Source organism: Neisseria viridiae (genome assembly GCF_962747995.1).
GTDB classification, from domain to species: Bacteria; Pseudomonadota; Gammaproteobacteria; order Burkholderiales; family Neisseriaceae; genus Neisseria; species Neisseria viridiae.
Genome location: NZ_CAUJAJ010000003.1, coordinates 107,913 through 124,717 on the forward strand (window position 1 = coordinate 107,913; position 16,805 = coordinate 124,717).

Sequence of the window (16,805 nt, forward strand, 5' to 3'; positions counted from 1 at the left end):
GTCAAGAGTAGGCGCGTATTGTATAGCATAGCGGTGGGATTGACAAACTTATTTCATCCGATGAGTAAAACGCAGTTGCTTCCCCCAAAGGCAAACGACGAGCTGGCGGCAATGCGTTTTTCGGTTTCCCAGCGGCTGCCGCTGCCGGTCAGGTTGATGGCGGGCAGGTCGGGGTCGTTCTGCCCGTCCCAAAGCTGGGGCGGAAGTTTCCCTTCGGGATTGCTTTGCCGGTCGGCAATGCCCCACGCGAACGCGGCTTCGATTGCGCCCGCCGCGCCCAGCGTGTGTCCGGTTTGCGGCTTGGTGGAAGTGCAGGGCGTATTGTTGTTGAAAACCGCTGCAACGGCGCGGCTTTCCATACTGTCGTTGTGGTGCGTCCCGGTGCCGTGCAGATTAATCCAGCCGATGTCTTCGGGCGCAAGACCTGCGTGTTGCAATGCCGTCTGAAAGGCGAGGATTGCGCCTTGAGCGTCGGGGCGCGGCGTGGAAATATGGTAGGCATCGCTGCTTGCGCCGTAACCCAGAAGCCGCATACCGCCGGAAAAATCCGCATCGCGCGTCATGATGAATACGGCTGCACCTTCGCCGATATTGATGCCGTCGCGGTTGGCGGAAAAGGGATTGGCAATGTTTGGGGACAAGACTTCCAGTGAGGCGAATCCGTTGACGGTCAGCGGCGAGAGTGTGTCCGCGCCGCCGCAGATGACGGCATCGCACATACCGGCGCGAAGCAGGCGTGCGGCACTGATTAATGTGCGCGCGCCGGAAGTGCAGGCGGTGGAAACGACGTAACGCAGGCCGTTTAGCCCGTAAGCATCGGCAATGAAATCGGCGGGCGCGTTCATAAGGTGTTGGCATTGGTTGAACGTGAGGTCTTGCCAGGCTTTTCCCTGAACTGCCTGTCGGAACATCGGGATGTTTTCGTCCGCGCCGCCGGTGGATGTGCCGATAACGACGGCAATCCGGTTTGCGCTGTACCGCCGTATGGCGGCATCGATTTGCGGTTCGATTTGTTCGAGCGTGTGCCAAAGCAGCCTGTTGGTGTGGCTGCGGCAGTGTGCGGGCGTGCCGTCTGAAAAGGGGCGCAGGGTTTCTTTTACCATACCGAAGGCAAGGTTTTTGCCGTCAACCCAGTCGGATGAAAATGTCAGTGCCGGTTTGGAAGAAGGGGACAGCAGGGCATCGATGTGGGTGTGCAGTCCGCTGCCCAATGCGCTGGTGAGTGCAGGGCTTCCGAGGTAAACAGGTATGTTCATAATGGTTCAATCGGTGTAACCGACCAGCGGGTTTGGTCGGGAAGGGTAATCAGGAACTGTCCTCCAATATGGTTGACGCACCATATGTCCCGATTGCGGTAGCGGAACAATGCCCCCTCTTTGCAAAAGGACGCGCCGCCGCCCGCCTGTTTGAGGTCGGGATAGGGGGGCGCGGCATTTTCGGCTGTTATCAGCGGGAGCAGTGCGGCAAACAGGCGACGAGACGGCATATTGGGCATCACGAACCCGTCATTTTTCCAGCCGCCGCTATTGATGGTTTGGCGTGAAACCGGTGCGCCCAATATGTCGGTTTGTACAAACCGGATGCCGTCTTCCAGCTGTTCGGCTGCCAATATGCCGGTTTGTACCGGTTCTTGCCCCTTATTGTAGCGTTCCCATTTGAACCATTGTACGTCTTGGGCAAGGCGTGGTTGGGTTTGGGGGACGGGTAGGGTGTATGAGGAGCAGGCGGCGAGCAGTTTTGCGGTCAATAGGGCAAGCAGGGTTGTGGTCGGGCGCATAAGTTCCTTTCAAAAATGCCGTCTGAAGCAGAAACGGCGGCAGGGCGGCTGACGGTTGGGATGCTGCGTATCTGGGACCGAGTACATCAGCCGTGCTGCCAGCCACAGGTTCAATATGACCCCGATGCCGACGGTCATGCCGAATGCGGCGACGGCCGGTGTACCGCTGAAGGCAAGCAGGACGAAGGAGATGCCGGTCGTGAGCGCGGCAAGCAGCATACCGCCCAGCCGCGCATCGGTGCTGTGTCCGGCATTGAGCGCGTAAACGGCATAATCGATGCCGATGGCGGAAACCAGCAGCAATCCGAACATGGCAAACAGGCTGACGGGAATGCCCAGCCAACCCAATACGGCAACAGTGCCGATGGCGGCAGCGACGGGTACGGCGAGGATTTTTCCACCCTGCCGTGCGCCAAACAGCCGCCACAGCAGCAGCCATGCCAACAGGTAAGACGACAATTTCAGCCAAGCCGCCTGATTGCGCGTATGGCGGAACAGTTCGTTGAGCCTGCCGCGCTTGTCCGCCCATTTGATTCCTGGGACGGTTTCTGCCGTTTTGCGGACGGTTTCCGGATCGGTCATGCCGTTCAGACGGATAACCGAGGCATAACGGTGCGGTTCGACTTCGCCGAGATACAGGGGTTTCCAAGCCTGCGCCAGAGGCAGGACGATGCCGTCTGAAAGCGTGATGGCGGGCGTGCCGGCCGCTTGCAGCAGGGCGGATTTCAGCGTGTCTTCGGGAATACCCAGTTCGTGCAGGGCGCGGTAGTTGCCGGGTTTGTCTGCAATCGCGCGCAAATATTGTTTCAGGCGGTTTTGTTCGGCTGCCGGCAGGATGAATTGATCCAGCGATTGGATGCCTTTCAGTTTGCCTTGTCGAATCAGGGGCGTAAGGGCGCGGCGCAGTTCGGCATTTTTTAACAGCAGCGCGTCTTCGCTTGCGGCTTCGGCAACCAGATATTGACCGCTGAAATCGGTTCCGCCCAATGTGCCGATTTTTTGTATTTGCGACAACAGTCCGGGCGGCATATTCACCCATTGGCGGATGTCGTCGCGCCAGTTGCCGCGCCATAGCCCGACGGCAGTGAAAACAATCAGAAAACCTGTTGCAGGATAACGGAAGGATGGGGGGAGCTGTTTCTTGATATGTCTGCCCAGTATGGTACTTAAGGTGGTAAAAGGTACGGGTTTTGCATGATAACGGGCAAACAGGGGCGGCAGCAGGCAGACGGTCGCGCCGAATGCGCCAAGTAGCGAGAATCCGGAGAAAACGGCAGTTTGCTGTAAAACCGGCAAAGGTGTGAACCAGAGCAGCGCGTATCCCGAAACGGTAATCAGCAGACTGACTGCAAAGGTGGGCAATACCTGTTTCATCGCCGGTTTCGCCTGCCATGATGAGAATACCGACGGGGTCAGCCAGTGCAGCGGGAAATCGACCAGCATCCCGATCAGGCTCGTACCGATAACCAGCGTCAGGGCGTGGATATGTCCGAATACCGCCAGAGCCGCCGCCAAGCCCGCCAGCATGCCTGCGGCAGACGGCAGCAGCAGCCAGAAAGTGCGTGCGCTGCGGAAAACCCACAATATGAGGGTTACGGTCAGGGTTATGCCGGCAAAACCCATTATCCGGCTTTCTTTTTCTGCATCGGCTTTGGCGGCTGCTGCAAAAAGTGCGCCGCCCCCGGTCAGGATTTCGGTGTGCCTGTCGGATGCCAATGTCTGTGTTTTTTGGAGCAGGTTTGCCAAGGCATCTTGAGGCAGGGTGTTATCGGGCAGCTTGGCGCGTATCCACACCCAGGTTTTCCCGTTGTCTTCGTTGAACAGCATACCGTTTTCGGGATGCCATTGCAGACGGGTTTGGGGATTGATTTTGCCGGCAACGAAACGCCCGAAACCCAGCCAGTCCTCATCTAAGGGCAGGGGGGATACGGCAAACGGGTTGGCGGCATCCTCGGCGCGTTGGCGGAAATAATCGGCGGGTTTTTCGGTCAGCAAACGCCGTTGGGCTTCGGGCAGGACGGCTAAACTGATTCTGCCGATGTCTTGGCGGATTTGTGCAAGGTCGGGGCTGATTTGGCTGTTTACTTCGGAAAATATCCCGCTTTGCCGCCACAAGCCGGCGATTTCCGATGCCGTCTGAAATGCGGTTTCGGGTCGGGGGCTGCCCGCCAGCAGGATGATTTGGCTGTTGATTTGCGCGTCGCCGGCGCGTTCCGCCGCCTGCAAAACGGCATCTTGGCTGCTCTTGGGCAGCAGCTCGGTTAAATCGGTTTGCAGCCAATCGCGCGTTGTGATGTTGTAACAGGCAAAGACGGCAAGTGCAGACATCAGCAGGGTGTAAATCAGGCGGATCATAGCGGTTCGGACGGTGTCAGAGTGATTGTTTGGCAAATTCGTCCAGAGGGTTGCCGACGCTGATGCCGTTAAACTGCATATCGGTTTTGTCGCCTTGTTTTTCGTGCAGTTCGATGCGGCGGACGACGCTGTCCCCGCTGATGTCGATATGGTTGAAGATTTGTTTCATCACCAGTGTTTTCGGTGTGAGTTGCAGCGTCCATTTTTGCGCCGACCCTTCGAGTTTCAGGTCAAACTGTTTTTCCAGCCCTTGCGTATCGCCGCCGATCAGGTCGAGAAAGAGTTTGATTTGCCTGCTTTGTCCGGAAAATTTTCCGGTGTCGGGCATTATCCAGCCTTTGCCGTTCCATTGGCTGATGCCGTCTGAACGGACGCGCAGGGTGGCGGCAAACGGTTTTTGCATCTGCCAGAGCAGCCCGCGTTTGGGCATCAGTACGAATTTTCCGGTTGTAGCCATCGGTTTAGATAGGGATTTCAGATGGCGGTATTGGATAAAGCTGCCTTGGATGTTATCGGGTTTTTGCAATATCCGGGCCAGTTCGGCAGTGGAAAATGCCGAGGCGGAAAGAGCGGTTGCGGCAAGGAGTGCGGCAAGCAGGTATTTTTTCATGGTTGTCTGTCGGTGTGGCAATAATGGGTAAAAATGCCGTCTGAAAACGGACGGTGGCTTATGCGGCTTGAAAAGTCGGATGGCTCCGTATGGCTTCGAGCCAGCTTTCCGGCGTTTGGAACTGTGTTTCTCCGATTTCCAAGGATACTGCCGCCTGCGTGGTCGATGCGCGGGTCAGTTTTTCGCCGGTTTGCTCATCGGACAAAGTGTAGTCGATACGCAGGCAAGTGTCGATTTCGACGATGGCCATATCGATGCGGATGGTTTGTCCGAACCGTGCGGGGCGTATGTATTTCAAGTCCATTTTGACGATGGGCCAACTGAAGCCCCGCCTGCCCATTTCATCGTAGCCGTAGCCTATGCTGTCGAGGAAGGCACAGCGTGCGACTTCGAGGTATTTGACGTAGTTGCCGTGCCAGACAATCTGCATCGGATCGACATCGAAAAACGGGACTTGGATGATGTGGCTGTGGCGGCAGAAAATGTGTTTTTTGTTCATCTGGGATGGTGCTCCGTGTGCCAAAAGTCGTAAAAATTGAACCATTGCAGCGGATTCAGACGGCATTCTTCTTCTAAAATGCGGGCGAAATGTTGCGCGGATTCTTTAATTTTTTGCGTGCGCTCCGCCCGCGTCCAATCCGATGTGTCGGTCATAGGGCGAAGTTTCAGGCGGTAGCGTCCGTCCTGTTTGATGCAAAACAGCGCGTTGACCTTGGTTTTCAGCAGAGAGGCCAGAATCCACGCACCTTGCGGTATTTCGGTGCGGTGTTGCAAAAAATCGACGGTTACGGTTTTTTCGCCCCGGACGGGAATGCGGTCGGCGGCGATTGCCAACCACTCTCCTGCTTCAATGCGCCGGCTGAGCGTCATCATCAGCGATGCGTCCAAGTCGCTTACCTGTATCAGTTGGATTTTGTCCGCGCCCGCCTGTTGCAGGGCTTCGTTGAACATTTGCGCGTGGCAGCTGTGTACGAGGACGTTGAGTTTGAAATTCCGGTGGTGGGAAACCAGTGCGCGGCAGATTTCCGTATTGCCCAAGTGCGAACAGGCAAAAATCTGCCCGCGCCCGTTTTGATACATAGAGGCAGTCAGGTTGTCGGGATCCTCGATAATCAGGTCTTCGTAACGTATTTTGCGCTGCCATACGGCAAAGCGGTCGCAAACGGCTTCGCCGAATGCCAAAAACTGCGCGAATATGCGGTTTTCAGACGGCATAGCGTCGGGAAAGGTGTGCCGCAGGCGGTTTTGGTAGGTATGGAGGTTTTTCCGCGCCCGGGGCGAGGTCAGGTAGAAATACAGGACGACAAACCAAATACACGGTTTCATTAAAAAAGGGGGCAGATAACGGACAATCACCGCCGTCAGCTTGAGGAACAGGCGGTTGCCGCGTTCGTTTTGTTCCGCCCAGTGTCGGGATGCGCCGTTCATCGGAATATGCCTTTCAAGATGCGCCAACGCCATTTGAGCATACCGAAAAACAGCCGTGTGTGCATTTGGCTGATAAGGATGTTGTCGGCAAGGGCGCGGAAGTGGGAAATGCCGTCTGCGGCGTAACGGACGGGCGTGGGTATCCACACGGTTTTGATGCCGCGCCAATATAGCCGGATCAGGATTTCGATATCGAAGTCCATACGGTTGCCGACGTGTTCTTCGCGTATGACCGCCAAGACGGACGGCAACGGATAAAGGCGGAAGCCGCACATACCGTCTTTAATATCGGACGACCAGGTATGGACCATATTCCAAAAGTCGGTAATTTTGCGCCCGTACAATCGTGATTTGGGCGCGTCGCCGCCGTATTGCGGCTGACCGCAGATGAGGGCTTCGGGATTGAGTTGCGCGGCACGGACGAACTTCGGCACGTCGTCCAAACAGTGTTGGCCGTCGGCGTCGATTTGCAGGACGTGGCTGTATCCCAGCTCCGCCGCCGCCTCGAAACCCGTGCGTACTGCCGCGCCTTTGCCGCCGTTGCTTGTGCGGCGGATGACGCGGATGCCGTCTGAAGCCAGATTTTCTAAAACGGGTATGCAGTCGGGGCGCGAGCAGTCGTCCACGACCAACACGTCCAAACCGCAGGCGCGCAGGCCGCGCGCGACCGTGCCGACGGTTGTCGGGTGGTTGTAATGGGGGATGAGGGCGAGGATGTTCATATTTATATTAAGGTAAGGCGGTAATCTTATTTGCCTTTGCGAAGGCGGTTCATCGTTCTTCCCTTGCGGCCGGATTGGGACTGTCCTGCGGCGTGTCGAATACCAGTTTCCCCGAGGCGCAGGCGGCATCCTGTTTTTGGATTTTAAATGACAGTTTGTTTTTATCGGCATCGTATCCGAGTTCTACGGAAATGTCGTCATACGGGCGGATAAACTGTTGGTATTTCAGGTTTTCGATGCGGATAATGTTTTGCCTGCCGAAGGGGTGCCGTGCGGCAAGCCGGCGTACCCATTCCAATTCGACTGCGCCGGGGACGAGTGGGAAGGTGGAAAAATGTCCGCCGAAATAGGGTAAATCCAGCGGTACGCGGGTTTGATAGCGCAACCGGTTTCCTTCGGGCGGCAAGGTGTGCCATTGCGGCACGGCGGGTTCTGCCAATGCCGTCTGAAAGTCCGCTGCGGTAATTTTCCCTTGTCCGTTGCGCGGCAGACGGTCTGTAAAACGCCAGTAGCGCGGCAGGGCAGCCGTGTCTTGCGTTTGGGCAAGGTGTTGCTTGAGTGCGGCGATAACGGCGGTGCGCCCCTGTTCCAGCCACGCCGTGATGCCTTCCGTATCGAGTGCCGCCCAAACGGCAATGCGTCCGTGTTCCGGATGCAGGGCGCAATGTGCGTCGGCAATCCAAGGGTGTTTCAGTAATTCGTGTTCGATTTGGTTGAGCGAAATGCGTTTGTCTGCCAATTTGATTATCCTGTCCTGCCTGCCCAGCAGGGCAAAACCGTCTTCGTGTGTTTCGATGCAGTCGGCAATGTGCTGCACGCCGCCTGTCCACGGCGAGGATATTTCCACCGATTTGCCGGTATTGCGGATGGAGACGTTGGGGAACGGTTGCCACAAGGTCTGTTTTTGGCGGGATGCAATGATGCCGGTTTCCGTACTGCCGTAAACTTCATAAGGGCGGACTGCATATTGTTCCAACAGGGCGGCAGTTTCCGGTGGGAGTTCCCCGCCTGCGGAAACGATGCCGGCCATCCTTCCGTTTAACGCCGCCCAATCCCGATTTTCGCCGAAACGGTTGAGCAGGGCGGGGCTGGCAATCCAGACATTTTGATAATTGGACGGCACGTTCAGGCTTGCCGACAGCAGCAGTTCGGGATAGGCGTTTTGCCTGCGGACCATCGCCCACCCCATCAGCAGCGGAAGCGCGAAGCGGAAGGTCAGTCCGTACATATGTTGCGGCGATACGCTGCCGAGGACGGCGGTTTTGCCGCGTCCGAACGGGATTGCCGCAGCCAGCGTGCGGGCTTCCGATTCGATTTGCGCGGCGGTTTTGACGATTGTCTTGGCTTCCCCGCCGGAACCCGAAGTACGCAAATGCACTTCGGATTCGGGCGGGATGTCCAATGCTTGCGGTATGCGGTTTTCAGACGGCATACCGCCGCAAGGGGTTGGTATTTGCCAAACGTGGATGCCGTCTGAAACAATATCGGTGTCGGTCAGCAGGATTTGTGCGGATTTCGCCCAAGTCAGGTTTCCGGGCGCGGTATTCGGCAGCAGCAGGGCTTTGCCGCCGCTATTCCAAACGGCAAGCAATGCGGCTGCGAACAGCGCGGCATCGTCAAACCACAATGCCGCCGAACGGATGTTGTTTTGCTTTAATTTTAACGACAGGGCGTGTACCGTGCGTATAAAATCGGCGCGGGTCCACAGCGGGTCGAAGGCAATCGGCGTATTGTCGGAGAAGTTGATGTCAAACATTCGGGTCATATATTCCAAATGGCAGAACGGAGGGTGTCGTGCCGGATAAAAAAACAGTATTGCAGTGCCGCCTTGCCGATGCGTCGGTCGCCGCCGCCTATCGGGAATCCTGTCTGGACGATGCGGACAGGGCACGCCTGCTGCGCGCGCCGGAATTGGCAGGGCGGACGGATTGGCGGGTCAGCCGCTTCCTGAAGCAGCAGGGCGGCAAGATATGTTCGCTTTCGCACAGCAAAGGGCGGGCGGCGGTTTTGGTCTGCGGCGGCGGCACGGTTTGCGGTGTCGATATTGAAACGGTCCGTCCGCGCAATTTTCAGGCACTTGCCGAATGGGTTTGCTCCCCTGAAGAACGGGTTCTTTTGGCACGTTCCGGTTGGCAGGCAGAGGCTTTTTATCGCCTGTGGTGCATCAAGGAAGCACTACTCAAAGCCTGCGGTTTGGGTTTTCCGCAAGATATGGCGAAAGTCGGTTATCTGACCGACGGTTCGGTAGTTTGCGGCTTGCGTGCGGATGGCGAAACCGGTTGGCACGCCGTCAGCGCAATCTGGTGCGGCGACGCGGTTGTCGCCTGCGTGTGGCGCGGTGCTGCCGAATTGGCGTGGCAGTATTGCGGAACGGATGCCGTCCGGACGGTTTGCCATATCGAGCGGATAGGCGGCAAGGAAGTCGAAGTCTGAAAGCGGCAGTTTGTTGTTTTATTCCGTTTTAAATCAATATGATGTAATCGGATTATGCGGCTTTATCCGTCCTTCCAGCGTTTGAACACCAGCGAGGTATTCACGCCGCCGAAAGCGAAATTGTTGCTCATCACATAATCCGTTTCGATTTCACGTCCGCCGCTCAAAATATAGTCCGCCTTGCCGCAGCGCGGATCGATGTCGTTCAAGTTCAGGGTCGGGGCGAACCAGCCGCCGTTCATCATTTCAATCGAGAACCACGCTTCCAGCGCGCCGCACGCGCCGAGCGTGTGCCCCAAATAGCTTTTTTGCGAACTCATCGGCACAAATCCGAACACGGCTTCGGTTGCCAGCGTTTCGGCGATGTCGCCTTTTTCGGTTGCCGTGCCGTGCCCGTTCACATAGCCGATTTTGTCGGGCGTAATGCCCGCGTCTTGCAGCGCGAGTTCCATACATTTCTGCATGGTTTCTTTTTGCGGCTGGGTAACGTGGCTGCCGTCGCTGTTGGCCCCGTAGCCGACGAGTTCGGCGTAAATTTTCGCACCGCGCCGTTTGGCGTGTTCCAACTCTTCCAGTACAAAAATCCCTGCGCCTTCGCCGATGACCAGCCCGTCGCGGTTCACGTCGTATGGGCGCGGGGTTTTTTCCGGTTCGCCGTTGCGGCGGCTGGCGGCATAAAGCGAGTCGAAAACATACACTTCGGACGGGCAAAATTCTTCGCCTCCGCCCGCCAGCATCATGTCTATCATGCCGTATTTGATGGCTTCGTAAGCATAACCTATGCCTTGGCTGCCGGACGAACACGCGCTCGATGTCGGGATGATGCGTCCTTTCAGTCCGAAAAAGATGCCGATATTGGCGGCGGTCGTATGCGGCATCATACGCACATAGGTGTTGGCACTGAAGTTGCGCGACGTGCCGGTCAGCAACAATTCGCCCACATCGCCGATGTCTTTGGTGCTGCCGCTGGAAGAGCCGCAGGCAACGCCCATCCGCCCGTCGGTAATGCTTTCGTCTCCGAGCAAACCGGCATCCGTCAAAGCCTGCTCCGCCGCATCGACGCACAAATACGATACGCGCCCCATACTTCTGAGCTGTTTGCGCGTCCAATGTTTCGGCGGCGCGTAATCCTCAATCGGCGCACCCAGTTGCGCTTCCAATTCGGGGAAACGTTCGTGCCAATCCATATATTTGACGGCGTTCTTTTCGGCTTTGAATGCTGCCTGTATGCTTTGCCAATCCCGGCCGAAGGCGGTAATGCCGCCTATGCCCGTTACTGCGACCCTTCTAGTATTCAACACAAACCTCCGTTCACCGCAATCACCTGGCGCGTGATATACGCCGCTTTTTCATCCATCAGGAAACGCACCGCGTGCGCCACTTCTTCGGGCAGTCCCATACGCGCGGCGGGGATGGCTTTCAAAATTTCTTCGACAGGTACGTTTTCATCGACAATCTCCGTATCGATCAAACCCGGCGCGACACAGTTGACGGTGATTTTGCGTTTCGCCAGTTCGACCGCCAAGGCTTTTGCCGCGCCGATAATGCCCGCTTTTGACGCGCTGTAATTGACCTGCCCGCGGTTGCCCGTCAGACCGGATACCGATGCCATGCACACAATCCGTCCGGCTTTGCGGCGGCGTATCATCGGCATAACCAGCGGATGCAATACATTGTAAAAACCGTCCAAATTAGTCCGCAGCACCACATCCCAATCGTTGTCTGAAAACGCGGGGAAGGCGTTGTCGCGCGTCAGTCCGGCGTTCAACACCACGCCGTAATACGCGCCGTTTGCTTCGATGTCGGCAGTCAAAATATCGCGGCAGGCTGCGCGGTCGGACACGTCAAACTGCAACACGCGCGCATTTCTGCCCAAAGCGCGGATTTCTTCCGCTACGGCTTCGGCTTCGTCGCGGCGGCTGCGGCAGTGGACGGCGATATCAAAGCCGTCTTCCGCCAAACCGAGTGCAGCGGCTTTGCCTATGCCCCTGTTGGAGCCGGTAATCAGGACGGTTTTGGTCATCGTTGTTCTCCGTATGTGTGTGCCTGTTCAGACGGCATTAAGTTGTTTTGACAGGGTGTTCGGGGCTGTACACGTTGAGTGAGGCGCGCGCCAAAATGCCGTCTGAAGGGAGTGTTCCGGACGAAGTTTCCGGCGCGTCTGTCCAACGCAGTTCGCAGTCGAATACACCCATCCCCCCGGCATCTTGAATAGACATATGCGCCGTTGCCAGCAGATGTGTGCCGACAGGGACGGATTGGGCGAAGATTTCAAGTTTGCGCGTGCCGAGCAGGAAGCCGAGCCGGACCGGCCGTGCGTTTTTTCGGGCTTGGATGCCGGCATATGCGCCGACAGCCTGCGCCATCAGTTCGATAAATGCCGTGTAGGGCAGCATGCCGCCGTCCAGCAGGATGTGGTCGGGTTTTATCTGCGCCCCTGCTTCGACAAAATCATCGCCGTATCGGGTAATGCGGTCTATCAGAACCATACGCCCGCTGTGCGGCAGCAGGGAGGCGGTGTCGGTAATCGGGCATTCTGGCAGTGTGTCCATATATTGCGGCGGCAGGCTGGCAAATACGGGCATTATAATGATAAATGTAAATTCAGGCTAATTCCGGAGGTTTGCCGAGGGGCGGCGTTGTCGGAGAAAGGGGGCAGAAATGCGTTTGAATTTCGGCATTGTCAGGGGGATGGGCTTTGGTTAGAATGCGGCACAGTGTAAATTTTTGAAAGAAACTATGCCGCCGATTATTTGCCGGTTCCACTTCGACATCGCCGACTGGCGGGTTTCGGGCAGCAAAATGCGCGATATGGCGCAGTGGGCAAAATGGGCGGAATGTCCGGATTTTGCCGACGGTTTGCCCGATGTCAGGCCGGAATTGCCGTTCCTGCCCGCTATGCAGCGCCGCCGTTTGAGTAAGGCGGCGCGTCTGGTGTGCGACGCGGCTTGGGACATTGCCTCCGCCCATCCCGGCAGTCCGGTAGTTTATGCCTCGCACGACGGGGAAATGGCGCGTAGTTTCGATTTGTGGTTGGAACTGTTGAAATCGCATACCGTGTCGCCGACTTCGTTCGGTTTGTCGGTGCACAATGCAACGGCTGGGCAATGGTCGATATTGCGTCAGGATATGGGCGAGCAGACGGCATTGGCCGTGTGTGCCGACGGTGTGGAAACGGCATTGGCGGAAGCGGCATCACTGTTGGAAGAGGGATGCGGGTCGGTTTTGGTTTTGGTGGCGGACGATCCGCTGCCGGAAGGATATACCGTATCGGCAACGCGCGCGCCGTTTGCTTATGCTTTGGCGATGGTTCTGACCAAAGGGACGCGTTACAGCCTGACTTTATCTGCTTCGGACGATATGCCGTCTGAAGCCGGTATGCTGCCCGAGGCATATTGGAGCGGTTTGGAATGGGTGCGCTTTCTGCTGAACGGCAGTCGGGAATGCCGCCGGGTATATCGCAATCGTGAATGGCTGTGGCAGCGGAATGGATAAATTGGATTATTGCCGCCGTTTTTTGGCGACTTGGTTAGGATTTGTGATTTTCGGTGTCGGCGGCATTATGATGAAATTGGTTTTGCTGCCTTACACTTTAAACGGCACTTCAGAGTCTGTCGCCCGCCAATTGGCGGCGCGCCGGATTATCGGAACATCTTGGCGTTTGTTTGTCGCTTATCTGAAATGGTCGGGCGTGTTGGAGGTATCGTTCAAGGGTGTTGAAAAACTCAACCGCCCGGGACAGTTGATTTTGGCAAACCATCCGTCTTTGCTGGATGTGGTGCTGCTTGTCGGCCATGTGCCCGAAATGAACTGCATCGTGAAAAAAGATTTGCGGCACAATCCGGCAATGAGCAGCCAGATTAAAGGTGCGGGCTATATTCCGAACGAAGAGTCGGAAGCAATGCTGGAAACGGTAAAGGCAGTTTTTGACAGCGGGCAGAGCCTGCTGGTGTTCCCCGAAGGAACGAGAACGGGCTGGGACGGACGGGTAAAAATGCACCGGGGCGCGGTTTCTTTGGGGCTGCGGTATGCCGAAGTGCTTACACCCGTATGTATCAAAATGAATCCGCCTAATTTTAAAAAGGGGCAGCCGTGGTACCGCATCCCCCCGAAAAGGATACGGTATGAAATTACCGTCGGAGACGACATCCTCCCCCAAGACTGGCTCGCCGAGAAACCGTTGCCGATTGCGGCGCGGCGGCTGAATGAATATCTGCAGGACTATTTTACAAGGAAAACCATATGAACGACTTGGAAAACCAAATCAAACAACTGATTATCGACAGTTTGGCTTTGGAGGATATAACCGCCGCCGACATCGGCAGCGAAGACGCGCTGTTCGGCGACGAAGGGCTGGGCTTGGATTCCGTCGATGCGTTGGAATTGGGCTTGGCGGTGCAAAAACATTTCGGTTTCCGATTGGACGGCGAACAGGAGAACTTGCGCGAACATTTTGCCAATGTCAAAACACTCGCCGCCTTTGTCAAAAGCCGCCAAGCATAAGGATGAAACATATGACCGAACAAGAAATCTACCGGTTGTTGAGCGATACCCTGACCGAGTTGTTTGAAATCGAACCGGAACGGATTACGCCCGATACCAACCTTTACGAAGATTTGGAAATCGACAGTATCGATGCCATCGACCTGATTGACCGCATCAAACGTGAAACTGGCCGTAAGCTGCAGGCTGAAGATTTCCGCAATGTCCGCACCGTCAACGACGTAGTACAGGCGGTATTGAAGATTCAGGCGGGGTAGGCGGCATCTCTGATTATTTTTCAGACGGCATATTTTAATTGGATGCCGTCTGAAAACATTTGTGCGGATTCAAAATGAAACCCGGTTTTTTCGGACATATTTTTCTGACCGTATTAAGCATTGCCTATCCGGCTTTATGGTATTACGGCAGGGAGGCGGGCTGGTTTGTCTGGCTGGCGGCGGCGATGTGCGGGTTGTGGCTGCTGCGCGCCCTGACTGCCAAACTGCCCCAACAGCGTTATGCGGCTTTGTTTATTACACTGTTTTTTGCCGCAGTATTGGTGTTCGGGCGGCGCGACTCAATGTATTGGTATCCCGTCCTCGTCAATCTGATGATGTTGGCGGTGTTCGGGGGAAGCCTGTTTGCCGGGCAGACGGTGATTGAAAAACTTGCGCGGCTGCAACAGCCCGACCTGCCTGAAAAAGCCGTGCGCTATACCCGCCGGGTAACGCAGGTTTGGTGCGTATTCTTTATAATCAACGGGACGCTTGCTGCTTTGTTGGTGTGGTTGGGGCGATATGACTGGTGGGCGGTTTATACCGGCGTGATTGCCTATGTATTGATGGGGATGCTGTTTGCCGGCGAATGGCTTTACCGCAAACTCGTTTTGAAAGTCTGAAACCTTATGTACACTTGCACTTCCTGCGGCGAAAACCACGAAGAAATGCCCGCAATAGGCTTTACCGCCCCCTATCCCTATAACCAACTCAGTGAAGAAGAACGCATTGCTTATCAAGCGGAATGCGATTCTGATTTCTGCATCATCCGCTATCCCGACCAAACCGACCGCTTTATCCGCGCGGTGCTGCCTATTCCGATTATCGGGCATCAGGAAACGCTGGAATACGGGGTGTGGGTGTCCGTCAGCGAAAAGAGTTTTAACGACTATCAAAGCCGCTTTCACGACAATCCGGAAAACGCTGTTTATTTCGGTATGATTTGCAATCGGCTGCCCCCTTACGAATCCGACACCTTCGGTTTGCATTGCAATGTCGTTACCCAACCCGATGGTCAACGTCCTTTGTTGCAACTCCATCAAGGCAGCGGACATCCGCTGGTACGCGACTTTTATCACGGCATAGAATATGCCGAAGCGCAGGCAAGGATAGGAGCGGTATCAACGGCATAATGAATCTAAAAAGCTGTTTCTCACTTATAAAAATACCTGTATCAGAGGGATTATATTGCCTCAGATACAGGTATTTGCACAAAAATTGCGGTAGGGACACTATTTTATCATCGGGTCAAACCCTGCATTAAAGGGCTTGTTTTACAGCCACATCCAGACCGGATGTCGGACGGACAAGCAATTTCTCAAGGGTTTTGTCTTCTGAGAATAATGCACCGTTTGACGCATCCACATCCCATTGTGCGATTAAGCCTGCAAAGCCTTCATCTAATCCCGCCTGCACAAGGGCTGCGGCATAATCTGCCGCAGGAATATCTACATAAGGGATATCTTTACCTGTTTGTTTGCTGATTTCTGCGGCAAGGTCAGCTAATGTCCAGCCGATTGATCCGGCAAGCTCGTAAGTTTGGTTTTCATGCCCTTCGCTTAATGCGACGTTTACCGCTGCTTCCGCAAGTTCTGCACGGAGTACGGACGAAATTTTGCCGTTTTTTGCCGAACCGTAGAAAGCATTGTTTGCTAATGCTGCCGGAATTGAAGCCGTGTAGTTTTCGGTGTACCAGCCATTGCGTAAAATGGTGTAAGTAATGCCTGAGGCTTTTAATGCGGTTTCTGTTTCAACGTGTTCGCCGGCAAGGGATTTTACGGTATTGTCATTGGTCGCGCCGAGTAAGCTGGTGTAGATAATATGTTTCACACCTGCTTTTTTCGCTGATTCAATCACGTTGTTGTGTTGTACAAAACGCTGACCGATTTCATTACTTGATACCAAAATTAAGGTATCTGCGCCTTGCAAGGCTTCTACTTGTCCTTCTGTTTTTGAATAATCAAATTTGCGGGCTTCTACACCTGAAATTTTTTCCGGAGCGCGTACAAGCGCGATGATGTTTGTTTGTTTTGCTTTTAATAAGTCTAATGCGATTACGCCAAATTGACCTGTCGCACCGGTAATTGCGATGGTTTTCGTTGTCATGATGTTTTCCTTCTCGTTAAGTTGAAATGATGTTTGAACATTTGATTGTCCGCTTGATGTGGCGTATTATATTTCAATACTTACTTTTTAGAAGTACTTACATAAACGTAAGTTTTGGAATTTTTTAAAAATATTTTTTAACTTATTAAATTTTAAGGAATTAAAAATGGAAAAAAATCTAAATCGTGGGAACGTACTGGCTTCAGCTTGCCCTTCCCGCCAAATTTTGCAACATTTGACCAGCCGTTGGGGCGTATTGGTGTTGGTGAGTTTGCATTCCGGCACCAAGCGGTTTAGCGAACTTCGCCGCGCTATAGACGGGATAAGCGAACGTATGCTGACGAAAACCTTACAGGAATTGGAAGCCGATGGGATGCTAATCCGTAAATCTTATAATACCGTACCGCCGCAAGTGGATTACACATTAACTGAATTTGGCGCACAGGCATCAAATAAGATGTTTGAGTTGGTGGATTGGTTGGAAACAAATTTGACAGGAATTTTGGCTGCAACAAAAAAACATTAAGGAAACCTGCCGTGCTTTTAAGTAGAATAGTGCGTTTTTAAAGGGATAATAAATATGAAAGCCAAATTGGTTCAAGCAAATATAAAAATAA

At 54.7% G+C, this 16,805-nt stretch carries 20 protein-coding genes; 8 read left to right on the forward strand and 12 right to left on the reverse strand.

Translation table 11 applies throughout. The annotated features are described in order from the left end of the window. Nucleotides 1-53 precede the first annotated feature (53 nt). From Q9J79_RS03310 to Q9J79_RS03345, 8 genes are read right to left on the reverse strand one after another with little or no spacing between them, the layout of a single operon-like run. A complete protein-coding gene (locus tag Q9J79_RS03310) occupies nucleotides 54-1,256 on the reverse strand; it encodes a beta-ketoacyl-ACP synthase (RefSeq protein ID WP_301912270.1) in 1,203 nt (400 codons plus the stop codon). Next, nucleotides 1,253-1,777 (reverse strand): hypothetical protein, encoded by a 525-nt coding sequence (locus tag Q9J79_RS03315; RefSeq protein ID WP_301912268.1) that lies wholly within the window; start codon nucleotides 1,775-1,777, stop codon nucleotides 1,253-1,255. The genes Q9J79_RS03310 and Q9J79_RS03315 overlap by 4 nt, the downstream gene beginning before the upstream one ends. A gap of 9 nt (nucleotides 1,778-1,786) precedes the next feature. Next, on the reverse strand, nucleotides 1,787-4,132 hold the full coding sequence (locus Q9J79_RS03320) for an MMPL family transporter (protein ID WP_304685265.1): 2,346 nt from the start codon (nucleotides 4,130-4,132) through the stop codon (nucleotides 1,787-1,789). A 16-nt stretch (nucleotides 4,133-4,148) separates the two neighbouring features. Further along, nucleotides 4,149-4,742: an outer membrane lipoprotein carrier protein LolA gene (locus Q9J79_RS03325; RefSeq protein WP_301912266.1), complete on the reverse strand. Its 594-nt coding sequence runs from the start codon at nucleotides 4,740-4,742 to the stop codon at nucleotides 4,149-4,151. A gap of 58 nt (nucleotides 4,743-4,800) precedes the next feature. Continuing rightward, nucleotides 4,801-5,241 carry an acyl-CoA thioesterase gene (locus Q9J79_RS03330; protein WP_301912265.1) on the reverse strand — a complete coding sequence of 147 codons (441 nt, stop codon included), beginning with the start codon at nucleotides 5,239-5,241 and terminating at the stop codon, nucleotides 4,801-4,803. Further along, nucleotides 5,238-6,170: a lysophospholipid acyltransferase family protein gene (locus tag Q9J79_RS03335; protein WP_301912264.1), complete on the reverse strand. Its 933-nt coding sequence runs from the start codon at nucleotides 6,168-6,170 to the stop codon at nucleotides 5,238-5,240. The genes Q9J79_RS03330 and Q9J79_RS03335 overlap by 4 nt, the downstream gene beginning before the upstream one ends. Continuing rightward, nucleotides 6,167-6,892, reverse strand: a complete 726-nt coding sequence (locus Q9J79_RS03340) for a glycosyltransferase family 2 protein (protein ID WP_301912263.1) — start codon at nucleotides 6,890-6,892, stop codon at nucleotides 6,167-6,169. Before Q9J79_RS03340 ends, Q9J79_RS03335 begins: the two co-directional genes overlap by 4 nt. 49 nt (nucleotides 6,893-6,941) lie before the next feature. Next, nucleotides 6,942-8,657, reverse strand: a complete 1,716-nt coding sequence (locus Q9J79_RS03345) for an ApeI family dehydratase (RefSeq protein ID WP_301912262.1) — start codon at nucleotides 8,655-8,657, stop codon at nucleotides 6,942-6,944. A 29-nt stretch (nucleotides 8,658-8,686) separates the two neighbouring features. Here Q9J79_RS03345 and Q9J79_RS03350 point away from each other — a divergent pair, with 29 nt between their 5' ends. Continuing rightward, nucleotides 8,687-9,325 (forward strand): 4'-phosphopantetheinyl transferase family protein, encoded by a 639-nt coding sequence (locus Q9J79_RS03350; protein WP_301912261.1) that lies wholly within the window; start codon nucleotides 8,687-8,689, stop codon nucleotides 9,323-9,325. A gap of 62 nt (nucleotides 9,326-9,387) precedes the next feature. On the opposite strand, the gene Q9J79_RS03355 is transcribed toward Q9J79_RS03350, so the two are convergent. The 3 genes from Q9J79_RS03355 to Q9J79_RS03365 are packed head-to-tail and all read right to left on the reverse strand — an operon-like array spanning nucleotide 9,388 to nucleotide 11,910. Further along, complete coding sequence (locus Q9J79_RS03355; RefSeq protein ID WP_301912260.1) at nucleotides 9,388-10,626, reverse strand: beta-ketoacyl-ACP synthase; 1,239 nt, start codon at nucleotides 10,624-10,626, stop codon at nucleotides 9,388-9,390. Next, nucleotides 10,620-11,348 (reverse strand): 3-oxoacyl-ACP reductase FabG, encoded by a 729-nt coding sequence (fabG, locus tag Q9J79_RS03360; RefSeq protein ID WP_301912259.1) that lies wholly within the window; start codon nucleotides 11,346-11,348, stop codon nucleotides 10,620-10,622. The genes Q9J79_RS03355 and fabG overlap by 7 nt, the downstream gene beginning before the upstream one ends. A 37-nt stretch (nucleotides 11,349-11,385) precedes the next feature. Further along, on the reverse strand, nucleotides 11,386-11,910 hold the full coding sequence (locus tag Q9J79_RS03365) for a hotdog family protein (protein ID WP_301912258.1): 525 nt from the start codon (nucleotides 11,908-11,910) through the stop codon (nucleotides 11,386-11,388). A gap of 154 nt (nucleotides 11,911-12,064) precedes the next feature. On the opposite strand from Q9J79_RS03365, the gene Q9J79_RS03370 reads away from it, so the two are divergent. From Q9J79_RS03370 to Q9J79_RS03395, 6 genes are all read left to right on the forward strand, one after another. Next, complete coding sequence (locus Q9J79_RS03370; RefSeq protein ID WP_301912257.1) at nucleotides 12,065-12,820, forward strand: beta-ketoacyl synthase chain length factor; 756 nt, start codon at nucleotides 12,065-12,067, stop codon at nucleotides 12,818-12,820. After that, nucleotides 12,813-13,571 (forward strand): lysophospholipid acyltransferase family protein, encoded by a 759-nt coding sequence (locus Q9J79_RS03375; RefSeq protein WP_301912256.1) that lies wholly within the window; start codon nucleotides 12,813-12,815, stop codon nucleotides 13,569-13,571. The genes Q9J79_RS03370 and Q9J79_RS03375 overlap by 8 nt, the downstream gene beginning before the upstream one ends. Next, on the forward strand, nucleotides 13,568-13,828 hold the full coding sequence (locus Q9J79_RS03380) for a phosphopantetheine-binding protein (RefSeq protein ID WP_003750043.1): 261 nt from the start codon (nucleotides 13,568-13,570) through the stop codon (nucleotides 13,826-13,828). The genes Q9J79_RS03375 and Q9J79_RS03380 overlap by 4 nt, the downstream gene beginning before the upstream one ends. Nucleotides 13,829-13,839: 11 nt before the next feature. Beyond that, nucleotides 13,840-14,085, forward strand: a complete 246-nt coding sequence (locus Q9J79_RS03385; RefSeq protein ID WP_003714692.1) for an acyl carrier protein — start codon at nucleotides 13,840-13,842, stop codon at nucleotides 14,083-14,085. A gap of 74 nt (nucleotides 14,086-14,159) precedes the next feature. Further along, nucleotides 14,160-14,705, forward strand: a complete 546-nt coding sequence (locus Q9J79_RS03390; RefSeq protein ID WP_301912255.1) for a COG4648 family protein — start codon at nucleotides 14,160-14,162, stop codon at nucleotides 14,703-14,705. Between the two features lie 6 nt (nucleotides 14,706-14,711). After that, nucleotides 14,712-15,215 carry a DUF2199 domain-containing protein gene (locus tag Q9J79_RS03395; RefSeq protein WP_301912254.1) on the forward strand — a complete coding sequence of 168 codons (504 nt, stop codon included), beginning with the start codon at nucleotides 14,712-14,714 and terminating at the stop codon, nucleotides 15,213-15,215. A gap of 127 nt (nucleotides 15,216-15,342) precedes the next feature. On the opposite strand, the gene Q9J79_RS03400 is transcribed toward Q9J79_RS03395, so the two are convergent. Continuing rightward, nucleotides 15,343-16,188, reverse strand: a complete 846-nt coding sequence (locus Q9J79_RS03400; RefSeq protein WP_301912253.1) for an SDR family oxidoreductase — start codon at nucleotides 16,186-16,188, stop codon at nucleotides 15,343-15,345. Between the two features lie 166 nt (nucleotides 16,189-16,354). Between Q9J79_RS03400 and Q9J79_RS03405 the strand changes: the two genes are divergently transcribed. Further along, the gene (locus Q9J79_RS03405) at nucleotides 16,355-16,714 is read left to right on the forward strand and encodes a winged helix-turn-helix transcriptional regulator (protein ID WP_301816925.1); all 360 of its coding nucleotides are present in this window, start codon (nucleotides 16,355-16,357) and stop codon (nucleotides 16,712-16,714) included. Nucleotides 16,715-16,805: the final 91 nt, after the last annotated feature.